Source organism: Pseudomonas sp. MPC6 (genome assembly GCF_006094435.1).
In the GTDB taxonomy this organism is placed as follows: domain Bacteria; phylum Pseudomonadota; class Gammaproteobacteria; order Pseudomonadales; family Pseudomonadaceae; genus Aquipseudomonas.
In genome coordinates this window covers 4,835,713-4,859,905 of the sequence record NZ_CP034783.1, presented here as the reverse complement: position 1 = coordinate 4,859,905, position 24,193 = coordinate 4,835,713, and the positions used below count along the sequence as shown (strand labels likewise).

3 protein-coding genes are annotated in these 24,193 nt (G+C 64.5%); all 3 read left to right on the top strand.

Annotation, left to right across the window (positions count from 1 at the left end):
• Positions 1 to 252 precede the first annotated feature (252 nt).
• The 3 genes from ELQ88_RS24400 to ELQ88_RS24390 all read left to right on the top strand — a co-directional run bounded on the left by ELQ88_RS24400 (position 253) and on the right by ELQ88_RS24390 (position 24,083).
• Entirely contained in the window at positions 253 to 987 is a 735-nt protein-coding gene (locus ELQ88_RS24400) for an alpha/beta fold hydrolase (protein ID WP_138968314.1), read from the top strand.
• Between the two features lie 348 nt (positions 988 to 1,335).
• Positions 1,336 to 12,306, top strand: coding sequence for a non-ribosomal peptide synthetase (locus ELQ88_RS24395; RefSeq protein WP_138968312.1), 10,971 nt, complete (start codon positions 1,336 to 1,338; stop codon positions 12,304 to 12,306).
• Positions 12,306 to 24,083, top strand: a complete 11,778-nt coding sequence (locus ELQ88_RS24390) for a non-ribosomal peptide synthetase (RefSeq protein WP_138968310.1) — start codon at positions 12,306 to 12,308, stop codon at positions 24,081 to 24,083. Before ELQ88_RS24395 ends, ELQ88_RS24390 begins: the two co-directional genes overlap by 1 nt.
• Positions 24,084 to 24,193 lie beyond the last annotated feature (110 nt).

Below are 24,193 nucleotides of genomic sequence, written 5' to 3'. Positions count from 1 at the left end.
AAAGTTAGGAGCTGGATTGCCAGCGAATGCGGTCTGTCAGTAAACATCTCTACTGAATGTGCCGCCGTCTTCGCCGGCAAGCCGGCTCCTACATGGGGTCGGCGTCGCTCCCCGAATTCGTGTTCACCGAAAATCTCCTGTAAGCGGGCAAGTCGAATCGTCGCACCGCCGCTCCCACAGGATGATTTGTACAACTAATTTCCTCTGGCGCTCATCCGTTCTCTTATACAGACAACTATCGAGGTAAGCCCGGTGACCCAGCTGACATTGCTGTGCCTGCCCTATTCAGGCGCGAGCGCCATGGTCTATAGCCGCTGGCGGCGCAAGTTGCCGCAGTGGCTCAAGCTTCAGCCCGTCGAGCTGCCGGGCCGTGGCGCGCGGTTTGGCGAACCCTTGCACACCGACATGCGGCGCCTGGCGCTGCAACTGGCCCATGAACAGAAAACCACGCTCAAGGCACCCTATGCGGTGTTCGGCCATAGCCTGGGCGCATTGCTCGCTTGTGAAATGGCCCATGCCTTGCGCTTGCTGGGCTTGCCGGAGCCGGTGGCATTGTTCGCTTCAGGCACCGCTGCGCCGACGATGCGGGCCGACTACGATCGGGGTTTCGCAGAACCAAAGACCGATGCCGAGCTGATCGAGCAATTGCGCACGCTCAACGGCACCAGCGAAGAAGTCCTGGCCAATGAAGAGCTGATGAACTTGACGCTGCCAGTGCTGCGCGCCGATTTCCTGTTGTGCGGGCGTTTCGAACCGGTGCAGCGGCCGTTGCTCAAGTGCCCGGTGCACGTGCTCGGCGGCACGACTGACCGCGCCACCACCGAGCAATTGATCGGCTGGCGCAAGGAAACCCGCGGCAGTTTTTCCGTGGACATGCTGGCCGGCGGGCACTTTTTCATCCATGAGCACGAGGCCAAGGTGTTGCGGGTGATCAAGGATCAGCTGGAAGTTCATCATCGGCGGCACGCCATGGCCGCCAGCGCCTGACCCCTCGATCACCAGCCCAGAGCGCATCTCTGATGCCCGACCCGCCGCCACCCCTGTAGGAGCTGGCTTGCCAGCGAAGAGGCCATCCCAGGCGACATCAATATCGCCTGACCCACCGCCCACTGTAGGAGCTGGCTTGCCAGCGAAGGCGTCGGATCAGTGGACATCGATGTTGAATGTGCTGGCCCCTTCGCTGGCAAGCCAGCTCCTACAGGGGGCCATCCCCGCCCACCCACAATCCAGCTCCTTTCTGATACTTGTTCTCATTCGCTAATTTTTCCGGTCTGCATTCGTTTTATAGGGACGACGTACCTTTGTGCTTCCCGCCACTGATCCGGATACCCAGAAATGAATGCTGAAGACTCCTTGAAACTTGCTCGCCGGTTTATCGGGTTGCCGCTGGAAAAGCGCCAGATGTTCCTTGCGGCCTTGCACAAGGAGGGCGTTGATTTCGCCCGCTTCCCGATTCCCGCCGGGGTCGAGGCCGACGATCGCCAGGCGCTGTCGTACGCCCAGCAGCGGATGTGGTTTCTCTGGCAGCTGGACCCGCAAAGCGGCGCGTACAACCTGCCGGGCGCGGTGCGCCTGACCGGGCGGTTGAACCTGTCTGCCCTGGAGCAAGCCTTCGCCAGTCTGGTGGCGCGTCATGAAACCCTGCGCACCGTGTTCCAGTGCCAGGCCGATGACACCTTGCTGCAAGTGCCATCCAGCGCGCCGCTGGTCATAGATCATGTGGATTTCAGCGCCTTGCCGGCTAAAGAGCGCGAACAGGCAGTCGCCCAAGCAGCCGAACAGCAATCCGTGCTGCCCTTTGATCTGTCAGTCGGCCCCTTGCTGCGCGTCACCTTGCTCAAACTCGCCGAGCAGGAGCACGTCCTGCTGCTGACCCTGCACCACATCGTGTCCGACGGCTGGTCGATGAACGTGCTGATCGACGAATTCATCCGCTGCTACGACGCCTTCGAGGCGGGCACCCAGCCGCAACTCGCGCCCTTGCCGATCCAGTACAGCGACTACGCCTTGTGGCAGCGTCGCTGGCTGGAGGCGGGGGAGCAGGCACGTCAGCTCGATTACTGGCAGGCGCAATTGGGCAGCGAACACCCGGTACTGGAGCTGCCCACCGATCACCCGCGCCCGGCGATGCCGAGCTATCGCGGCACCCGCTACGAATTCGCGGTCGACGCGCAATTGGCCGAGCAGCTGCGCACCACGGCGCAGAAGCACAACATCACGTTATTCATGCTGCTGCTCGGCGCCTTCAACGTGCTGCTGCATCGCTACACCGGGCAGACCGACATTCGCGTTGGCGTGCCGATCGCCAACCGCAACCGCGCCGACATCGAAGGCCTGATCGGCTTCTTCGTCAACACCCAGGTGCTGCGCACCCAGCTCGACGGCCAGACCCGCGTCGATGCGTTGCTGCGCGGGATCAAGGAAAGCGCCCTCGGCGCCCAGGCCCATCAGGACCTGCCGTTCGAGCGCCTGGTCGAAGCGCTGAAACTCGAGCGCAGCCTCAGCCACACGCCGCTGTTCCAGGTGATGTACAACCACCAGCCGCAGGTCGCGGATATCTCCACCGTTAGCACTGCGTCCGGCCTGGCGTTGGGCGTGATCGAGTGGGAAGGGCGCACCACGCAATTCGACCTGACCCTGGACACTTATGAGAAGCGCGGCAAGCTGCACGCCGCGCTGACCTACGCCAACGACCTGTTCGACGCTGTCACCATCGCGCGCATGGCGCAGCACTGGACGCACCTGCTGCAAGGCATGGTCAGCAATTCGCAGCAGCGCATCAGCGATTTGCCACTGCTGGAAAAAACCGAATATCAGCGCATCGTGCATGACTGGAATCGCGCAGACGAAAGCTTTGCCCAGGACCTGTGCATTCACGAGCTGATCAGCCAACAAGTCGCGGCAAACCCGACGGCACTGGCGGTGACCTTCGCCCACAAGCAACTGACGTACGCCGAACTCGACACCCAGGCCAATCGCCTGGCCCACAAACTGATCGAGCTGGGCGTCGGCCCGGAAGTCCGGGTCGGCGTGGCCATGCAGCGTTCCGACACGCTGCTGGTGGCGCTGCTCGCGGTACTCAAGGCCGGTGGCGCGTACGTGCCCCTGGACCCGGATTACCCGGCCGAGCGGGTCGCCTACATGCTTGAAGACAGCCTCGCCCTGGTGCTGCTGACCGAGCAATCCGTCGCGGCGACACTGAATGTGACAGCCGACACCCAAGTGGTGCTGATGGAAGACGGGCCATGGGCCGATTACCCCGGCAGCGCCCCGGTGACCCCTGTCACGCCGGACAACCTCGCCTACGTGATCTACACCTCCGGCTCCACGGGCAAACCCAAAGGTGTGGCCATCGCCCACCGCAACGTGCTGGCGCTGATCGACTGGTCGACCTCGGTCTACCGCCGCGAAGACATCCAAGGCGTGCTGGCCTCGACCTCGGTCTGCTTCGACCTGTCGGTGTGGGAGCTGTTCGTCACCCTGGCCAATGGCGGCTCGGTGATCATCGCCCGCAATGCCCTGGAATTGCCGCAACTGCCGGCCCGGGACCAGGTGCGCCTGATCAACACCGTGCCCTCGGCGATCAACGCCTTGCAGCGCGACGGGCAGATTCCGCCGGGCGTGCGCATCATCAACCTCGCCGGCGAACCGCTGAAGCAGAGCCTGGTGGACGCGCTGTATCAGCAGCCCACCGTCGAACATGTCTACGACCTGTACGGCCCCTCGGAAGACACCACCTATTCGACCTGGACCCGCCGCGAGGCCGGTGGCCGCGCGAACATTGGCCGACCGCTCAAGCACACCGCCGGCTATGTCCTCGATGCCGAGCTGCAACCGGTGCCTCAGGGCGTGTCGGCTGAACTGTATCTGGCCGGTGCCGGCATCACCCGCGGTTACCTGGCACGGCCGGGCATGACCGCCGAAAAGTACGTGCCGAACCCGTTCGCCAGCAACGGCGAGCGCCTGTACCGCACTGGCGACCTGACCCGTTATCAGGCCGACGGCGCGCTGCAGTACGTCGGTCGCATCGACCATCAGGTCAAGGTCCGTGGCTTTCGCATCGAGCTGGGGGAGATCGAAGCGCGGCTGTTGCAGCAAGACGCGGTCGGCGAATTGGCGGTGCTGGCGCAGGACGGCATCAATGGTCAGCAACTGGTCGCCTACATCGTACCGACCGATCCAGCGTTGCTGGCTGAGATCGACGCTCAAGCGCACCTGCGGGAAACCCTGAAAGCGGCGCTGCGCCAGCATCTGCCGGACTACATGGTCCCGGCGTTCCTGCTGTTCCTCGCCCAACTGCCGCTGACCCCCAACGGCAAGCTCGACCGCAAGGCCTTGCCGGCCATCGACGGCACTCAACAACCACGGCAACACGTCGCGCCACGCAGCAGGCTGGAGAAGGCCCTGGCGGCGATTTGGCAGGACGTGCTGGCGATCGACAACGTCGGCCTGGAAGACAACTTCTTCGAACTGGGCGGCGATTCCATCGTTTCCATGCAAGTGGTCAGTCGCGCGCGTCAGGCCGGGATCCTGTTGAGCCCCAAGGATCTGTTCCAGCACCAGACCATCCGCAGCCTGGCCCAGGCCACTCGCAGTGGCGAGCAGCAATCGATCGATCAGGGTCCGGCCACTGGCGCGGTGGCGTTGGCGCCGGTGCAACAGTGGTTCTTCGAGCAAGCCATCCCCGAGCGTCAGCACTGGAACCAGTCGCTGCTGCTGGTGCCGCGCGCGGCGTTGAACGTCGAGGCGCTGGATCGCGCCTTGGCGCAACTGCTGATCCATCACGACAGCTTGCGCCTGCGCTACCAGCAGACCGCAAACGGCTGGCAGCAGGCTTACGCCGCGCCGACCACCGAATCGCTGCTGTGGCAGCGTCAGGCGCAGTCGGTGGAGGCACTCAACGCGCTGTGCGACGAAGCCCAACGCAGCCTCGACCTGTACAACGGCCCGTTGCTGCGGGCGCTGCTGGTGGCGATGGCTGACGGCAGCGAGCGGTTGCTGTTGGTCATTCATCACCTGGCGGTGGACGGTGTTTCCTGGCGCGTACTGCTGGAAGATCTGCAGCAGTTCTACAGTGGCCACGCTGCAATGGCGAAAACCAGCACCTACCAGCGCTGGGTCGCCCGTCTGCAGGAGCATTTGCCAGCCTTTGAAAACAGCCTCGGCCAATGGCAGACCCAACTGCAAGGCGCACCCACCGATCTGCCCTGCGATCGTGCGCACGGTGCCCTGGAACACCGTTTCGAGCACAAGCTCGAGCTCAGGTTCGACGCCGGGCAAACCCGCAAACTGCTGCAGCAAGCGCCGGCGGCCTATCGTACCCAGGTCAACGACCTGCTGCTGACCGCATTGGCGCGGGCGGTGTGCCACTGGAGCGGGCAGGGCAGCACGCTGATCCAGCTGGAAGGCCATGGCCGCGAAGACCTGTTCGACGACATCGACCTGACCCGCACCGTCGGCTGGTTCACCAGCCTGTTCCCGGTCAACCTGATGCCTGCCAGCGACCTCGGCGCTTCAATCAAAACCATCAAGGAACAACTGCGCGCCGTGCCGGACAAAGGCCTGGGGTACGGCGCGTTGCGCTACCTCGGCACACCGGCGCTTCGTGCGGAACTGGCCGCATTACCGCAACCGCGCATCACCTTCAACTATCTGGGACAGTTCGATCGTCAGTTCGACGACGGCGCGATGTTTGTCCCGTCCACCGAAGGCAGCGGCGTAGCGCAGGATCCCCTGGCGCCATTGGGCAACTGGCTGACGGTCGAGGGCCAGGTCTACGGTGGCGAGCTGTCACTGAGTTGGGGCTTCAGCCGTGAGATGTTCGACACCGCGACCATCCAGCGCCTGGCCGACGATTACGCGCTGGAACTCAACGCGCTGATCGAACATTGCTGCACCGTTGAGGCACCGCAAGCCACGCCGTCGGACTTCCCTTTGGCGCGGCTCGGTCAGGCACAACTCGACGTGCTGCCGATCGACATCTCGACACTTGAAGACCTTTACCCACTGTCGCCGATGCAGCAAGGCATGCTGTTTCACACCTTGCATGAGCCCGCAGTCGGCGCCTACATCAGTCAGCTGCGCCTGGACATTCAAGGCCTCGATCCGCAGCGCTTCGCCGAGGCCTGGCAGACCGCGCTGGAGCGTCACGACATTCTGCGCAGCAGCTTCCACTGGCAAGGCCTCGACACCGCGCACCAGGCGATTGTCCGTCAAGTCGCATTGCCGCTGGAAGTGCTTGAAGCGACTGACACCGATGCGCTGGCCGACGCCGAGCGCGCCCAGGGTTTTGAATTGGGCCGCGCGCCGCTGTTCCGCCTGAAGCTGATCCAGACGGGCATCAATGACTGGCACCTGATCTACACCAGCCACCACATTTTGATGGACGGCTGGAGCAACGCGCAGTTGCTCGCCGAAGTGATCCAGCATTACGCCGCCGGGCAGTCGCTGCCGGCGCCGACGGGACAATACCGCGACTACCTCGGCTGGTTGCAGCAGCAATCGGCCGTGGCTGGCGAGCAGTTCTGGAAGGCGACATTGGCGCCGCTGGATGCCCCGACCTTGCTGGCCGAAGCCCTGCGTCCACCGGTGGGCGCCGAGGGTAGCGAAGCGTACCGCATCGCCCTCGACAGCCGCGCCACCCAGCGTCTGGCCGAGTTCGCCCGTCAGCAGAAAGTCACCCTCAACACCGTGCTGCAAGGGGCCTGGAGCCTGTTGCTGCAACGCTACACCGGCCAGGACTGCGTGGTGTTCGGCGCCACCGTGGCCGGGCGTTCGGCGCCGCTGCCGGGGATTGAAGAACAGCTCGGGTTGTTCATCAACACGCTGCCGCTGGTGTGCGCGATGAAGCCGGATCAGACCGTCAGCCAATGGCTGGGCGAGCTGCAAGGGCTGAACCTGGCGATGCGCGAGTTCGAGCATGTGCCGCTGTACGACATTCAGGGTTGGGCAGGGCAGCAGGGTGCCGCACTGTTCGACAGCCTGCTGGTGTTCGAAAACTTCCCGGTGGCCGAAGCGCTGAAGCAGGGCGCACCGGCCGGGTTGTCGTTCGCCAACCTGCACAACCACGAGCGCACCCACTATCCGCTGACGCTGGGCATTGAACTGGGCGAAGGTCTGAGCCTGGATTTCAGCTATGACACGGCGCGGTTCAGTGCGGCGCAGGTCGCCGAATTGTCGGCCAATCTGCAGCACCTGCTGAGGCAATTGGTGGCGCTGCCGAACGCGGCGCTTGGCGCGCTGGAGCTGCTCGATGCCGACGGCAAAGCGGCGGTGATCGCGCTCAGCCAACCGGCGGCGGTCGAGTTATCCACAACCCGCCTGGTGCACGAACAAATCGCTGCGCAAGCCGCCGCCACGCCAGATGCCCTGGCATTGCGGGTCGACGGTCAGAGCCTGAGCTACGGTCAGTTGAACACTCAGGCCAATCGCCTGGCCCATCGTCTGATCGAAACCGGTGCCGGCCCTGGCAAGCGCGTCGGCCTGGCCTTGCATCGCGGCCCGCAACTGATCGTCAGCCTGTTGGCGGTGCTCAAAAGCGGCGCGGCCTATGTGCCACTGGACCCGAAATATCCGGCCGAGCGCCTGGCCTACATGATCGACGACAGCCGTCTCGATGTGCTGCTGTGCGAATCCGGTCTGCTGGAAGCTGTGCCCGGTGTGCGGCGTCTGCGCCTTGAAGACAACGTCGGTTACCCGGACAGCGATCCGCAAGACCATGGGGTCGCCGAAGATCTGGCCTACATCATCTACACCTCCGGCTCCACCGGCCAACCCAAGGGCGTCGCCATCGCCCATGCGGCGCTGCGCGAGTTCTGCCAGACCGCCGCCGGTTATTCAGGGTTGTCGGCCGCGGATCGCGTGCTGCAATTCGCGACCTTCAGTTTTGATGGATTCGTCGAGCAGTGCTTCCCGGCGTTGTGCGTCGGCGCGGCGTTGATCATGCGTGGCGATGATGTTTGGGACGCCGGCCGACTGGCCGCCGAAATCGTCCGGCACGGCGTGACGGTCGCCGATTTGCCAGCGGCCTATTGGTACTTGCTGGCGCGCGAATGTGCCAGCGGCGTGGTGAGCAACCTGGGCGATTTGCGCCAGGTGCACGTCGGCGGCGAAGCGATGTCGGTGGAAGGTTTGCGCTTGTGGCATCAGGCCGGTTTGAGCCCTGTACGGTTGCTCAACACCTATGGTCCGACCGAGGCGACCGTGGTATCCAGCGTTCATGCATGCCGTCTCGAAGATGCCAGCGACGCGTTTGGCATCCCGATCGGTCGTGCCATCGCTGGTCGGGCGCTGTACGTGCTGGACGCGGCGGGTCAGTTGCTGCCAACCGGCGGCGTGGGCGAATTGTGCATCGGTGCAAATGCCAGCCTCGCCCAAAGTTACTTCGATCGTCCGGCGCTGACCGCCGAACGTTTCCTGCCGGACCCGTTCGCCCGCGAGCCGGGCGCTCGCCTGTACCGCAGCGGTGACCTGGCGCGTTATAACGCTGAAGGCAATCTGGAATACGTCGGCCGCATCGATCATCAAGTGAAGATTCGCGGTTTGCGCATTGAAATGGGCGAGATCGAAGCCTGCCTGCAAGCCCGTGAGGAAGTGCGCGAAGCGGCCGTCATTGCCCAGGACGGGACGCACCTGGTGGCGTATGTCGTCGCCAGCGGCGTGGTGGTTTCCCGGGCGGATTATCTGCAAGGGCTCAACACCGTTCTGCGTCAGTCGCTGCCGGACTACATGGTGCCGAACCATCTGATCCTGCTGGCCGAATTGCCGCTCAACAACAACGGCAAGCTCGACCGCAAAGCCTTGCCACGCGTTGAAGCCGGCAATGCTCAGCACGATTTCATAGCCCCGGCCGAAGGGCTGGAAACGCAGCTGGCGCTGATCTGGCAGGAGGTGTTGCAGGTCGAGCGCGTGGGCCGCGACGACAACTTCTTCGAGCTGGGCGGGCACTCGTTGCTGGTGCTGCAAGTGATCTCCCGCGTACGTCAGCAGCTGCAGCTTGAACTCTCCGTGAGCAGCCTGTTCTCTGCCGCGAATCTGGCGCAATTTGCCGAGCGTGCTGCACGGGCGAACATCAGCGGGCAACCGGTCCTGCAGCGTGCAACGGCCGATCAGCCTCAGATCCTGTCATACGCCCAGCAGCGTCAATGGATTCTCTGGCAACTGGACCCACAAAGCCCGGCCTACAACATCCCGGCCGCGCTGCGCCTCAAGGGCCCGCTGGACCGCGACGCCCTGCGCGCAGCCTTCGCGCAATTGCAGGCTCGTCACCAGACCTTGCGCACCACCTTTGAACAGGACGGCCTGCAGGCGCGTGCGGTGTTGCATGACACACTGGCCCTGCAACTGATTGAACGCCCACTCGATCAAGCGTCGCTCGACAACGCCGTCGCCGAAGAAATCGCCCGGCCGTTCGACCTGCGCAATGGCCCGCTGTGGCGCGTATTGCTGCTGCAAGTCAATGCCAACGAGCATGTGCTGGTGCTCACCGTGCACCACATCGCCGCCGATGGCTGGTCGATGCAGGTCATGGTCGACGAGTTCAGCGCGCTGTATCAGGCCGCAGTCGAAGGCCGTGCGGCGAACCTCAAGAGCCTGCCGGTGAACTACAGCGACTACGCCCGATGGCAGCGCGACTGGCTGCAAGCCGGCGAGGGCGCCCGGCAATTGAGCTGGTGGCGCGAGCAACTGGCAGGCAGCCAGGCACCGCTTGAACTGCCGAGCGAACTGACCCGTCCGGCCCGTCGCACCGAGCGCGGCGCCAGCCTGGCATTGAACGTTGATCGCGAGTTGCTGGCCGGTTTGCGCCAACTCGCCCAGGCACACCAGGTGACCTTGTTCATGCTGTTGCTGGCAAGCTTCCAGACCTTGCTGCATCGCCAGAGCGGGCAGTCGGGCATCAGCGTCGGCGTACCGAGCGCCGGGCGTTCGCGCCTCGAAACCGAAGGCCTGATCGGCTTCTTCATCAATACCCAGGTACTGCGTGCCGAGATCGACGGGCAGCAACCGTTCAGTACCTTGCTGCAACAGGTCAAGCAGGTTGCACTGGGTGCCCAGGCCCATCAGGACTTGCCGTTCGAGCAGTTGGTCGACGCCTTGCAGCCGGACCGCAGCCTCAATCACAGCCCCTTGTTCCAGGTGCTCTACAACCATCAGCAGCAGTTGGGCGCGAGTGTCGAGCGCACTGTCGCAGACTTGCGGGTCGAGCGCCTGCGGTGGCAACAGCACACCACCCAGTTCGATCTGGTGCTCGACACCCAGGAGCAGGGCGAAAGCCTCGACGCCAGCCTGACCTACGCCACGGATCTGTACGACGAGGCGTCGATAAAGCGCCTCGCCGAGCAGTGGCTGAACCTGTTGCGCGCGGTGGTCAAGGATCCGCAGCAGCGCGTTGCCGAACTGCCGTTGCTGCAAGCGCCGCACTGCGATGCGCTGATCCAGCACTGGAACCCGGCGTTCGAGGCGCAACCGCTGTCGCCCACCTTGCACCAGTTGTTCGAGGCCCAGGCTGCGCAACAGCCGAACGCCATCGCGCTGGTCTACGAAGGCGAACACCTGACCTACGCCGCACTCAATGCCCAGACCAACCGCCTGGCGCGCAAACTGCGCGAGCAGGGCGTCGGTCCCGAGGTGCGGGTCGGCATCGCCACCGAGCGGGCGATGCCGCTGGTGGTCGGCTTGCTGGCGATTCTCAAGGCCGGCGGCGCCTACGTGCCCCTGGACCCGCAATACCCGGCCGAGCGCCTGAGCTACATGATCGACGACAGCGGCATCAGCCTGCTGCTGACTCAACGCCATCTGATCGACGGGTTGCCGGCCCGTGACGGCGTGCAGGTGCTGAGCCTGGAGTCGTTGCAACTGGACGCCTACAGCGCCGACAACCTGCCAGCGCTGGCGTCCCGGGAAAACCTCGCCTACGTCATCTACACCTCCGGTTCCACCGGTCGGCCTAAAGGTGCGTTGCTCAGCCATGGCAACGTCGGGCGTCTGCTCACGGCCACCGCGGCGCAGTTCAACTTCGGCCCGGACGATGTCTGGACCCTGTTCCATTCCTACGCTTTCGACTTCTCGGTGTGGGAGCTGTTCGGTTCGCTGTGCACCGGCGGGCGCCTGGTGATCGTGCCGTATTACATCAGCCGCGAGCCGCAGGCGTTCCACCGCCTGCTCTGTGATGAGGGCGTGACCGTGTTGAACCAGACCCCGACCGCCTTCCGCCAACTGTTGCCAGTGGCCTGCGCCAGCGAACGGAACATGGCGCTGCGCCAGGTGATTTTCGGTGGCGAAGCCCTCGAAGTCGCGAGCCTGCGTCCCTGGTTCGAACGCTTCGGCGACCAGCAGCCGACCCTGGTCAACATGTACGGCATCACCGAAACCACGGTGCACGTCACCTACCGCGCCATCCGCCAGGCCGACCTCGACGGCAAGGCGCAGAGCCCGATCGGCCTGCCGATCCGCGACCTGCGCTGGTACTTGCTCGACAGCCAGTTGCAACCGGTGCCGGTGGGTGTGGCGGGGGAGTTGTACATCGCCGGTGCCGGCCTGGCCCGGGGGTATCACGGGCGTTTCGGCCTGACCGCCGAGCGCTTCGTGCCGAGCCCGTTCGATGCCGCACAACGGCTGTATCGCAGCGGCGACCTGGCGCGTCAGCGGGCCGATGGCAGCATCGATTACCTCGGCCGCATCGACCAGCAAGTGAAGATTCGCGGCTTCCGCATCGAACTGGGGGAAATCGAGGCCGCGTTGCTGGCACAGCCGGGCGTGCGCCAGGCGGTGCTGAGCGTGCACGCGGGCGACGCCGGGCCGCAGCTGTGCGCCTACGTGGTCGCCGAACACACCCCGCACGACCCGATCGCCTGGCGCGACACCCTGCGCGCCGCGCTCAAGGTCGACCTGCCGGACTACATGGTGCCGAGCCACTGGCTGCTGCTGGAGGCCTTGCCGCTCACCGGCAACGGCAAGCTCGACCGCAAGGCCTTGCCGCTGCCCGATACCGACGACTGGCAACGACCCTTCGAAGCCCCTGAAGGCGACCTCGAACGGCAACTGGCGGCGATCTGGGCCGAGGTGCTGGGCGTGGCGCAGATCGGCCGGCGCGAGAACTTCTTTGAACTGGGTGGGCACTCGCTGCTCGCCGCCCAGGCCAGTGCCCGCGTGGAACTGGAATTGGGCATCGAGCTGCCGCTGCGCGCGCTGTTCGAATCCACCGACCTGCAGGCTTATGCCGCCATGGCCGGGCAACACGCCCCGGCTGACAACGATGCACGTCTTGATGCGCTCGAGTCGCTTCTGGACGAGATGGAGATCAACTGATGGAACACACCACTGCCCAGCGTATCGGCAGCCGCTTCGCCGGCCTGTCTGCGGACAAGCGCCGCGAATTTCTGCAACGCATGCAAGAGCAGGGCGTGAGCTTCGGCCAGTTGCCGATTCCGCCCGCCGCCGAGCCGCAGGCGAGCTTCGAACTGTCCTATGCGCAGCAGCGCCAATGGTTCCTCTGGCAGCTCGATCCACAGAGCTCGGCGTACAACATTCCTGCAGCCCTGCGGTTGCACGGGCCGCTAAATGGCGCGGCGTTGCAGCAGAGCTTCGATGTACTGCTGGAGCGGCATCAGAGCTTGCGTAGCCGTTTCGTCGAGGATGACGGCCAGGTAGTGCAGACGCTGGCCGGGTTCACTTCGTTGCCGATCGAACAGATCGACCTGCGCGGCGAACCCCAGGATCAGCGTCTCGAACGGGCGATGAAAACCGTCGAGCAAGAGATTGCCCGGCCGTTCGATCTGCAGCACGGTCCGCTGTTGCGGGTCAGCCTGTTGCAACTCGATACCGAAGACCATGTGCTGTTGCTGACCCTGCACCACATCGTCACCGATGGCTGGTCGATGGGCGTGTTGGTGGAGGAGTTTTCCCGACTCTACGCCGCCCATTGCCAAGGGCAGCATGCGGCATTGCAAGCACTGCCGATCCAGTACTCCGACTACGCCCTGTGGCAACGCCGCTGGATGGAAGCGGGCGAGCTCGAGCGTCAGCTCAACTGGTGGCGCGACACCCTGGGCAGCGAACAACCGCTGCTGGAATTGCCGACGGATCGCTCGCGCCCGGCGCAACCGAGCCAGCGCGGCGCGCGTCTGGATTTCGCCCTCGACGCGAACCTGGCCAGCGGCCTGATGAGCCTGGCCAAACAGCGCGGCGTCACGCCGTTCATGCTGTTGCTGGCGAGCTTCCAGGCCTTGCTCTATCGCTACAGCGGTCAGTCCGACGTGCGCGTTGGCGTGCCGATTGCCAACCGCAATCGCGCGGAAACCCGGGGCCTGATCGGCTTCTTCGTCAACACCCAGGTGATGCGTGCAGAGCTGGACGGGCGCCTGCCGTTCAGCCAGTTGCTCGACCAGGTCCGAGCCGCTTCACTGGATGCCCAGGATTATCAGGACCTGCCATTCGAGCGTCTGGTGCAGGCGCTGCAAGGTGAACGCAGCCTCAGCCACAGCCCGTTGTTCCAGGTGATGTTCAACCACCAGCAAGCCAAGCCGGCAGCGGTCAGCGGCTTGCTCGCCGGGCTGCGGGTCGAGGCGCTGAACGCTACGGCGCACACCACGCAATTCGACCTGCAATTGGACACCCAGGAAGAGGGCGACAAACTGTTCGCCAGCCTGACCTATGCTACCGACCTGTTCGACGCCGAGCGCATCGAGCATCTGGCTCGCCATTGGCGCAACCTGCTGGCCGGTGTATTGGCGAACCCGCACACCCCGCTGGCCGAATTGCCGCTGCTGGATGCCGACGAACGCCTGCGCATCCTCGACGAGCTCAACGACACCGCGCAAAGTTATCCGGGTGAAGTCTGCGTGCAGCGCCATTTCGAAGAGCGCGTGATTGAAGACGGTGAAGCGACCGCGCTGGTGTTCCAGGGCCAGTCCTTGAGTTACGCCGAGCTGAACCTGCGCGCCAACAGCCTGGCCCATCACTTGCGCGCCCAGGGCGTCGGCCCGGAAGTGCTGGTGGGGATTGCCTGCGACCGCTCATTGGAAATGGTCGTCGGCCTGCTGGCGATCCTCAAGGCCGGTGGCGCCTTTGTGCCGCTGGATCCGGAATACCCGCTCGATCGCCTGGGCTACATGATCGAAGACAGCGGCATTGCGCTGTTGCTGACCCAGGAACATCTGCTGGCGCAATTGCCGACCCCGGACAATGTACGCACCCTGTGCCTGCGCGCCGAAGCCGATTGGCTGAGCGATCTGCCGGGCACCGATCTGCCTGCTTCTGATTTAAAGAGCCGGGCGGTCGCGGAAAATCTCGCCTACGTGATTTACACCTCCGGCTCCACCGGTAAACCCAAGGGCGCAGGCAACCGTCATGTGGCGCTGCACAACCGGCTGGAATGGATGCAGCAAGCCTATAACCTGCAGCCTGCGGACCGCGTGCTGCAAAAGACGCCGTTCAGTTTCGACGTGTCGGTGTGGGAGTTTTTCTGGCCGCTGATGAAGGGCGCTACCCTGGTCATCGCCGCGCCGGGCGAGCACCGCGATCCGCAACGCCTCGCGGCGTTGATCGTCGAACAGGCGATCACCACACTGCACTTCGTGCCATCGATGCTTTCCGCGTTTATCAGCGCCGATGAGTCGCTGGCCTGCACCTCGCTGCAGCGGATCATCTGCAGCGGCGAAGCGCTGCCGATGGCGCTGCAACGCCAGACCTTGCGCAGCCTGCCCCAAGCCAATCTCTACAACCTCTACGGTCCGACCGAAGCGGCCATCGACGTCACCCACTGGACCTGCGTCGAAGAAGGCCGTGACAGCGTGCCGATCGGCCGGCCGATCGCCAACCTGCGCACCTGCATCCTCGACAGCGAGTTGCAACCCTTGCCGCTGGGCGCGGTGGGCGAGTTGTACCTGGGCGGTGTCGGCCTGGCGCGCGGTTATCACCGTCGTGGCGCGCTGACCGCCGAGCGTTTCGTGGTCGATCCGTTCGGCAGCGGCGAGCGCCTGTACCGCACCGGAGACCTGGCGCGCTACCGCGCCGACGGCGCCATCGACTACTGCGGGCGTATCGACCATCAAGTGAAGATTCGCGGTTTGCGCATCGAGCTGGGGGAAATCGAAGCGCGCCTGCAAGAACATGCCGACGTGCAGGAAGCCGTGGTGCTGGCCCTCGATGGCCCGAGCGGCAAGCAACTGGTTGCGTACATCGTGCCGCAGGATCGCGCCTTGATCGGCGCCGATGCCGAGCAGCAAGGCGCCTGGCGCGAAACCCTGAAAAGCCATCTGCTGGCGAGCCTGCCGGATTACATGGTGCCGGCACAGACCGTACTGATCGAGCAGATGCCGCTGAGCCCCAACGGCAAACTGGACCGCAAGCGCCTGCCTGCGCCGACCGCGCAGGTCAGCCAACGCGCCTTCGAAGCGCCGCGCAGCGAACACGAACAGGTGCTGGCGCAGATCTGGCAGGACGTGCTGGGTGTGGAACAGGTAGGGCGTCAGGACAACTTCTTCGAACTGGGCGGCGACTCGATCATTTCGATCCAGGTGGTCAGCCGTGCCCGTCGCGCCGGCTTGAGCCTGCAACCGCGGGATCTGTTCCAGCAGCAAACCTTGCAAGCATTGGCGGCAGTGGTGAAAGAACAGGCGGCGCCGCTGGCGCAACAAGGGCCGGTGGACGGCGTGCAGAAGCTCACGCCGATCCAGCGCTGGTTCTTCGACGAACCGATCCCGCAACGCGCGCACTGGAACCAGGCCGTGCTGCTGACCCCGCGGGAAACCCTCGAATTGCCGCGCCTGCAAGCCGCTCTGCAACGTCTGCTCAAGCAGCACGATGCCCTGCGTCTGCGCTTCAGTCAGGTCCATGGGCAATGGTCGGCGCGTTATGTCGGGGCCGACAGCGCCGATGTGATCGATATGCTCTGGACCGCCCGCGTGGCCAGCGATGCCTCGCTGGAATCGGTGTGCGACGAAGCCCAGCGCAGCCTCAGCCTGCAAGACGGGCCGTTGTTGCGCGTGGCATTGATCGCTCAGGCCGATGGCTCGCAACGGTTGCTGTTGGTGATCCATCACCTGGCGGTGGACGGTGTGTCCTGGCGGGTGTTGCTGGAGGATTTGCAGGCGGCTTATCAGGGCCAGGACCTGCCACCGAAGACCAGCTCGTTCCAGGCCTGGGCGGACAAGCTCGATGCCTATGCGCGCTCCGAAGCCACCGCTGGCGAACTGGATTGGTGGCAAGCGCAGCTGAGTCTGGCGAACGATTCGCTGCCAGCGGCCAATGCCCAAGCCAGTCAAGCCGGGCATTTGCGCCAGGGCGTCAGCATCGGCCTCAATCGCGAACAGACCCGCCAGCTGCTGCAACAGGCGCCAGCGATCTACCGCACCCAGGTCAACGACCTGCTGCTGACCGCCCTGGCCCGCACCCTCAGCCGCTGGACCGGCCACGAATCGGTGCTGATCCAGCTCGAAGGCCATGGCCGCGAAGCGCTGTTCGACGACATCGACCTGACCCGCACCGTCGGCTGGTTCTCCAGCCTGTTCCCGGTGTGCCTGACCCCAACCGCCGACCTTGCCGGTTCGATCAAGGCGATCAAGCAGCAACTGCGCGAGATCCCCGGCAAAGGCATGGGCTACGGCCTGTTGCGCTACCCGGGCGATACCACGACCCAGGCGGCGCTGGCTGCGTTGCCGCAAGCGCGGGTCACTTTCAATTACCTCGGGCAGTTCGACCAGAGCTTTGCCGACGACGCGTTGTTCACCCCGGCGCGCGAGTCCAGCGGTGCCGCACAATCGGCCGACGCACCGTTGCCAAACTGGCTGTCGGTGGACGGCCAGGTCTATGGCGGCGAACTGAAACTGGACTGGACCTTCAGCCGTGAATGCTTCGACCAAACTGACATCGAAGCGCTGGCTGCGGATTACCAAAGCGAGTTGCTGGCGCTGATTGCCCACTGCCTGAGCGATGGCGCGGGCGGCGTGACCCCGGCGGACTTCCCGTTGGCGCGCCTGACCCAGGCGCAACTCGATGACCTGCCGGTGCCGCCGGCGCAGATCGAAGACCTGTATCCACTGTCGCCGATGCAGGCCGGTCTGCTGTTCCACAGCTTGTACGAGTCGGAGTCCGGTGCCTACGTCAATCAGCTCAGCGTCGAAGCCCGCGGGCTCGATGCCGAGCGCTTGGGCCGCGCCTGGCAAGCGGTGCTCGACACCCATCCGATCCTGCGCAGCAGCTTCCACTTCCCGGACGGCTTCGAAGCGCCGGTGCAACTGGTGCATCGTCACCTGCACTTGCCGCTGACCTGCCTCGACTGGCGCGACCGCAGTGACCAGGCCGAAGCGCTGGCACAACTGATCGACAACGAACGCCTGCAACTCGATTCGACCCGGGCGCCGTTGATGCGCCTGACCCTGGTGCGCCTCGACGACGAGCGCCAGCAACTGATCTACACCCACCATCACCTGTTGCTCGATGGCTGGAGTAATTCGCTGCTGTTGAGCGAAGTGCTGCAGCGTTATGCCGGGCAAGAAGTGCAGGCAACCACCGGGCGTTTCGCTGACTACATCGGCTGGCTGCAACGCCAGGACGCCCAGGCCGACGAGCTGTTCTGGCGCGGGCAACTGGCGACGCTGGACAACCCGACCCTGCTGGCCCAAAGCCTGGCGAATGGCAACAGTAAAAACCTGTCGACGGCGGAGTTTGCCGACCATCGCCAGACCTTCGATGTCGCCACCAGCAAGCGCTTCAGCGACTTTGCCCGCCAGCAAAAAGTCACCCTCAACACCCTGGTGCAAGGCGCCTGGGTCCTGCTGCTGCAACGTTACAGCGGCCAGCGCAGCGTTGCGTTTGGCGCGACCGTGGCGGGACGGCCGGTGGACTTGCCGGGGGCTGAAAGCCAGCTCGGGCTGTTCATCAATACCTTGCCGGTGATCAGCAGCCCGGATGCGGTGGAAAGCGTCGAGCAGTGGCTGACTCGCCTGCAGGCGCAGAACCTCGAATTACGCGAGCATGAGTTCACTGCCCTCGGCGACATTCAGCGTTGGGCCGGACGTGCCGGCGAGCCGCTGTTCGACAGCCTGCTGGTGTTCGAAAACTTCCCGGTCGCCGAAGCGCTGCAACAGGGCGCGCCGGCCGGGTTGAGCTTCTCGATTGCGCAGAACCATGAGCGCACCAACTTCCCGCTGACGCTGGCGGCCACCGCCGAAAGCCAGCTCAGCCTGAACTGGAGCTACCAGTGCGCGCACTTCAGCCGCGACGCCATTGCCCGCATGAGCGAGCACCTGGCCGCGCTGCTGGCGGCTATGGTCGCCGCGCCACAGGCGGCATTGAGTGAACTGGGCCTGCTGACCGCACCGGAACGTGCGCAACAGTTGGTCGAGTGGAACCCGGCGTTCACCGCGCAGGAAAACCCGCTCTGCGTGCATCAATTGATCGAAGCCCAGGCCGTCATCCGCCCGGACGCCACCGCGCTGATCTTCAACGAACTGGAATTGAGCTTCGACCAGCTCAACCGCCGCGCCAACCAATTGGCCCATCGCCTGCGCGAGCTGGGCATCGGCCCGGAAGTGCGGGTCGGCCTGGCGATGCAGCGAACCCCGGAGATGATCATCGGCCTGCTGGCGATCCTCAAGGCCGGCGGCGCCTACGTGCCGCTGGACCCGGCGTACCCGGCCGAGCGCCTGCGTTATCTGATGGAAGACAGTGGGATTTCACTGCTGATCAGCCAATCGTGGCTGCGGGAAAAGTTGCCATTACCCGAAGGCTTGTCGGTGCTGGAAGTCGACCGCGAACCACTGGACCTGATGTCGGAAAGCACCCCGGTCAACCTGACCTGCGGCGAGAACCTGGCCTACCTGATCTACACCTCGGGTTCCACCGGCCGGCCCAAAGGCGTGAGCGTGGCCCACGGTCCGCTGGCCATGCATTGCCTGTCGATCGGCGAGTTGTACGGCATGACCCCGGACGATCGCGAGCTGCAATTCGCCTCGATCAGTTTCGACGGCGCCCACGAGCGCTGGTTGACGCCGCTGGTATTCGGTTCGGCAGTGATGCCGCGGGACGACGAGTTGTGGAGCGTGGAGCGCACCTGCGCCGAGATCGAAAAACACGGCATCACCATCGCCTGCTTCACCCCGACATACCTGGCGCAGATTGCCGACTTCATGGGCGAAGCGGGGCGTGATCTGCCGATCCGTTCCTACACCCCGTGCGGCGAAGGCATGGCCAAGCACGCATTCGATGAAGTCCAGCAAGTGCTGCAGCCCAAGCGCCTGATCAACGGCTATGGCCCGACCGAGACGGTGATCACGCCGCTGATCTGGCTGGCGTACCCGGATACCGAATTCGACTCGGCGTTCATGCCCATCGGCCGGCCGGTCGGCAACCGCAGCGCCTATATCCTGGACGGCGGCTTGCAGCCGTTGCCGGTCGGCGTGGCGGGGGAGTTGTACCTGGGTGGCGAAGGCGTCGCCCGGGGTTACCACCAGCGTCCGGACCTGACCGCCGAGCGTTTCGTGCCGGACCCGTTCGTGCCGGGGGGCCGCTTGTATCGCAGTGGCGACCTCGCGCGGTTCCGCGCCGATGGCGTGGTCGAGTACCTCGGCCGTATCGACCAGCAAGTGAAGATTCGCGGGTTCCGCATCGAACTCGGTGAAATCGAAGCCTGCCTGCTGGAGCATGAGGGCGTGCGTGAAGCCTTCGTGATCGACCGCGAAGGCCCGGTGAGCCGCCAGTTGGTCGGTTACGTGGTGCCGCGCGATCCGCTCGCCGATGAGCGGGATTTGCGTGAAGCGCTGACGGCGCACCTGCGCAGCCGTCTACCGGCGCACATGTTGCCGGCGCATTTGATGTGCCTGGCCGCGTTGCCGCTGACGCCGAACGGCAAGCTCGATCGCCAGGGTCTACCGGCGCCCGAAGCCTGCCGTGAAACCCACGATCAAGTGGCCGCCGCCTCACCGGCCGAAGCCTTGCTGGTGGAGATCTGGCAGGAACTGCTGGGGCTGGACTCGGTGGGGGTCACCGAGAACTTCTTCGAGCTCGGCGGGGACTCGATCATCTCGCTGCAAGCCGTGAGTCGTGCCGGGCAGCGCGGGCTGGTGTTCAGTCCCAAGCAACTGTTCGAACAACAGACCATTCGAGCCCTCGCAGCGGTGGCGACCAGCCGTGCAGCTGCGTTGGTTGAAGCGTCGAAAGTCGAAGCTTTCTCGTTGGTGGCGCACATCGACATCGCCGCCCGCGTAGGTCTGCAAGACCTGTATCCGCTGTCGCCGATGCAACAAGGCATGCTGTTCCATTGCCTCGATTCACCGGAGCTGAACCCCTACGTCAACCAGTTGAGCGTGGCGGTGGACGGTTTGCAGGTGCCGCGTTTCCGTGCGGCCTGGCAGACCCTGGTCGAACGTCATGAAGTGCTGCGCGCGGCGTTCCGCTGGCGCGATGGTTTGGCCGATCCGCTGCAAGCGGTGTTCGCCGACGTCGAGTTGCCGATCGAATCGCTCGACTGGCGCGAGCGCACCGACACCGAGCAGGCGTTGGGCGAACTGGCGGCAGCAGAGCAAGCCAAAGGCTTCGACCTGAGCTGCCCGCCGCTGATGCGCTTTATCCTGGTGCGCCTGGGCGATGATCGCTACCAGATGATCTGGATCTACCATCACCTGCTGCTGGACGGCTGGAGTGCCTCGCGACTGTTGGCCGACATGCTGCGCCTGTACCACAACGACAGCCTGCCGGCCCTGACCGGTCGCTACGCCGACTACATCGCCTGGCTGCAACGTCAGGACGGTGCGCAGGCCGAAGGCTTCTGGCGCGAGCGTCTGGCGCTGCTCGAAGCACCGACCATCCTGGCCAAGGCTTCGGGTGCCGCAGGTTCCGGCCACGGCGTGATGTACAGCAACCTCGATGCCGAAGCGACGCGCAAACTGCACACCTTCGCCAAGCGTCAGCGGGTGACACTGAACACGCTGGTGCAAGGCGCCTGGCTGCTGCTGTTGCAACGTCACAGCGGCCAACGCAGCGTCGCGTTCGGCGCCACGGTGGCGGGGCGTCCGACCGGGCTGGCCGGCGCGCAGGACATGCTCGGCCTGTTCATCAACACCTTGCCGGTGATCCAGACCCTCGATCCGCAACAACCGCTGGGCGAGTGGTTGCGTGCGTTGCAGGACTACAACCTGATGGTCCGCGACTACGAGCACACGCCGTTGTCGGACATCCAGCGCTGGGCCGGGCAGGGTGGCCAGGGCTTGTTCGACAGCATCATCGTGTTCGAAAACCATCCGGTGGACCGTGCCTTGAAAGGGGGCGAGGAGGGTGAGCTGCGCTTTGCCGAAGTCGGCAGCGGCGGGGTCACCAACTTCCCGATGGACTTGATGGTCAGCGCCAACGAGGAAGGGCTGGAAGTCGAATACCTGTTCCTGCGGGATCGCTTCAGTGAACTGGAAGTTGAGCGGATTCGTGCGCAGCTTGAGGGCTTGCTGCGTGCGTTGCCTGAGGATGCTACTTGTCTGCTGGGCAATATCGGTTTGCCTGAAGCGGTTATCAGCCTGCCGCAAGCGAGCGATGACCCTGCCGATCTGCTGCACGCTTTCAATCAACATGTGCGCAGCCAACCGCAGAAAATCGCCTTGATCTGTGAAGATCGGCAAGTCAGCTATGCCGAGCTCGAGGCCCGGGCCAATGGGCTGGCACAGCAGTTGATCGGTCGCGGTATCGGTGCGGAAAGTCTCGTGGCAGTGGCGTTGCCGCGCTCCGAACGCACCATCGTCGCATTCCTTGCGGTGCTCAAGGCCGGGGCTGCTTATCTGCCTTTGGACCTGGCGTACCCAGCCGAGCGACTGGCCTACATGTTGAGCGATTCTGCGGCCAGCCTGTTGCTGTGCGACAGCGATCTGGGTGCTCGACTGACCCTGGCCGACAGCCCGCCACGCCTGTTGCTGGATCAACTGAGTGTTGCCGACGACGTTGCGTGCCCGGTTGCCCATCCGTTGCCGGGGCACCTGGCGTACCTGATCTACACCTCCGGTTCCACTGGCCAACCGAAAGGCGTGGCGGTGGCGCGCGGGCCGATTGCCCGGCATTGCCGCGGCATCATCGACCTCTATGAACTGGCACCGCGCAGCCGCGAGTTGCACTTCATGTCCTTCGCGTTCGACGGCGCCCAGGAGCGCTGGCTGAGTGTGATGTTGGCCGGCGGCAGCCTGGTGATCCGCGACGACAGCCTGTGGACCCCGGAACAAACCCTGGACGTGCTGCATCGCCACAGCGTTACCGTGGCCTGCTTTCCGCCGGCGTATCTGCAACAAATGGCCGAAGTGGCCGAGCGCCTGGGCAATCCGCCGGCAGTCGAGGTGTATTGCTTTGGTGGTGACGCGGTGCCGCAAGCCAGTTTCGAACAGGTCAAACGGGCCTTGCGTCCGCAGCGTCTGGTCAATGGCTACGGCCCGACCGAGACCGTGGTCACGCCACTGTTGTGGCGCGCCGAAGTCAGCGAAACCTGCGACGCGGCCTATGCCCCAATCGGGCGTGGCGTAGCAGGGCGTGGACTGTATGTACTCGATGCGGATCTTAATCCATTGCCGGTCGGTGTCAGCGGTGAGCTGTACCTGGGCGGCGAATGCCTGGCGCGTGGGTATCACCAGCGTCCGGGCATGAGTGCCGAACGCTTTATCCCCGATCCGTTCGAGGCCGGCGGCCGCATGTACCGCACCGGCGACCTGGTGCGCCAGCGCGAGTGCGGGTTGATCGATTACCTGGGGCGGCTTGACCAGCAAGTGAAGATCCGTGGTTTCCGCATCGAACTGGGCGAAATCGAAGCCCGCCTGCGCGATTGCGCCGGGGTGCAGGATGCCGCCGTGGTGGTGCACGACACGCCGACTGGCAAGCAGTTGGTGGGCTACGTGGTGGCTGGCGGTGCTGTTGGACTGGACCGCCGCTTGAAGTCTGAACTGCAAGCGCAATTGCCGGACTACATGGTGCCGGCACGGATCCTGGTGCTGGAACGCTTCCCGCTGTCGGCCAACGGCAAGCTCGATCGCCGCGCACTGCCTGTGCCGGAATGGGCCCTCGGCGGTTACCGCGCACCGCGCAATGCGCTGGAAACAGCGCTTACGGCGATCTGGCAGGAAGTGCTGGGCATGCCGCAAGTGGGCATCGACGACAACTTCTTCGAACTGGGTGGCGACTCGTTGCAGGTGCTCAAGGTCATCTCGCGGGTGCGCAGCCAGCCGCAATTGGGCTTTGAATTGAAACTGCGCGACTTGATGCAGAAGCCGTGCATCGCCGAACTCAGTGGTTATCAGGCTGCCGAGCCGACGTCTGCGCCGGATCCGCTGCTGGCGCTGAATGCACGAATCCCCAACGTGCCGGCGCTGTTCTGCCTGCACGCCGGCTTCGGCACGGTGTTCGACTACGAACCGCTGGCGCGGCGCCTTGATGGACGGCGCACGGTGTACGGCCTGCAATGCCGGATGCTGCTCGATCCGCAATGGCAGGACGCGTCACTGCTGGCCATGGCCCAGGCCTACACGCAGCGAATTCGCACGCAACAGCCCGACGGCCCGTACTACTTGCTCGGTTGGTCGCTGGGTGGCGCGTTGACGCAACTGGTTGTCCATGAACTGGAATCCCAGGGGCAGACGGTGGCGTTTGCCGGGCTGGTCGACAGTTATGTGGCGGGCACAGCGCAAGCGTCGGACTGGCGAGAAGATTTGGCGGATTTCCTGAAGTTTGTCCTCGGTCAGCCGTCTGAAGAAGCACAGGCGTTGATTGCCGCGAAAGCCGCAGGCCTGAACGAACGCGAAGGCGCCGCCACAGTGATCGAAGCGGCCATGCATGGTTCCAATGACCACGCGGCGTTGGGCGCCAGTGAACTGACGCAGATCTTCGCCACCGGCTCATCGCTCAAGCATCTGTCACTGGCGCAACGACAACTGCCCGCGATCCAGGCCACGGCCCATCGCTGGTGGGTCGTCGGGCGCGACGACGAACGCCGGGTGTTCGAAGCCCAGGTTGGCGCCCATGGCGTTGATCGCCTATTGGCCGGTGGACACTACGAACTGCTGCGCCGTGACGAATTGCTCGACGAACTCGAACACCTGCTGGAGCGCCGCATGGCCACCGCATAAAACAAAGCCCCCCTGTAGGAGCTGGCTTGCCAGCGAAGGACGTCAACGATAACGCGTGTTTCCTGACTAAACGCGGCGCACTTGAGTCCTTCGCCAGCAAGCCGGCTCCT

Coding starts and splice junctions, on each gene's coding strand:
- ELQ88_RS24395 (WP_138968312.1), top strand. CDS start 1,336: ATGAATGCTGAAGACTCCTTGAAACTTGCTCGCCGGTTTATCGGGTTG.
- ELQ88_RS24390 (WP_138968310.1), top strand. CDS start 12,306: ATGGAACACACCACTGCCCAGCGTATCGGCAGCCGCTTCGCCGGCCTG.